The following is a 530-nucleotide window of genomic DNA, read 5'->3' as shown; positions in this document are numbered from 1 at the left end:
AAAAGACTGTACATTTTGAGCCATCTGGAAGGTGGGGATCTCAGCTACAATATGCCGGGTGTATTAACCGTGGAGGGACCGCTTCAGGCCGATCGGCTGGAGGATGCGTTCCGTCAGTTAATAGCCCGCCATGAAACGTTGCGGACTTCTTTTGAAGTGGTGGAAGGCGAGGTCGTTCAGCGGGTGTACGATCAAGTGGAGTTTGCAGTAGAGCACCTGCAGGCCAGGGAGTCCGAAGCCGATGCCTATATCGAGTCCTTTGTGCGCAGCTTTGACCTTCGTCAGGCACCACTGCTGCGTGTCCGTCTTCTTCAAACCGGACCAGAGCGCCATCTCCTGATGTACGATATGCACCATATTATTTCAGACGGTGTATCGTCGAACAATATCGTGCAGGAGCTGGTACAACTGTACGAAGGGCAGGAATTGGAGCCGCTGCAAATTCAGTACAAGGACTACGCCGTGTGGCAGCAGCAGGAGATGCAGCGTGAATCATACCAACGCCGGGAACACTTCTGGCTGGAGCATTT

Annotated in this window: 1 protein-coding gene; it reads left to right on the top strand. The window is 53.4% G+C overall.

The window, feature by feature from the left end; all coding sequences use genetic code 11:
- Nucleotides 1-530, top strand: a 530-nt coding sequence (locus G9G53_RS25705) for a condensation domain-containing protein (protein WP_165150882.1), incomplete at both ends; no start/stop codon positions are given.

Source organism: Paenibacillus sp. EKM206P, from assembly GCF_011066155.1.
GTDB lineage: Bacteria > Bacillota > Bacilli > Paenibacillales > Paenibacillaceae > Paenibacillus > Paenibacillus polymyxa_D.
Note: the sequence above shows the minus strand (reverse complement) of the source record. Positions and strands in the feature narration are given on the sequence as shown.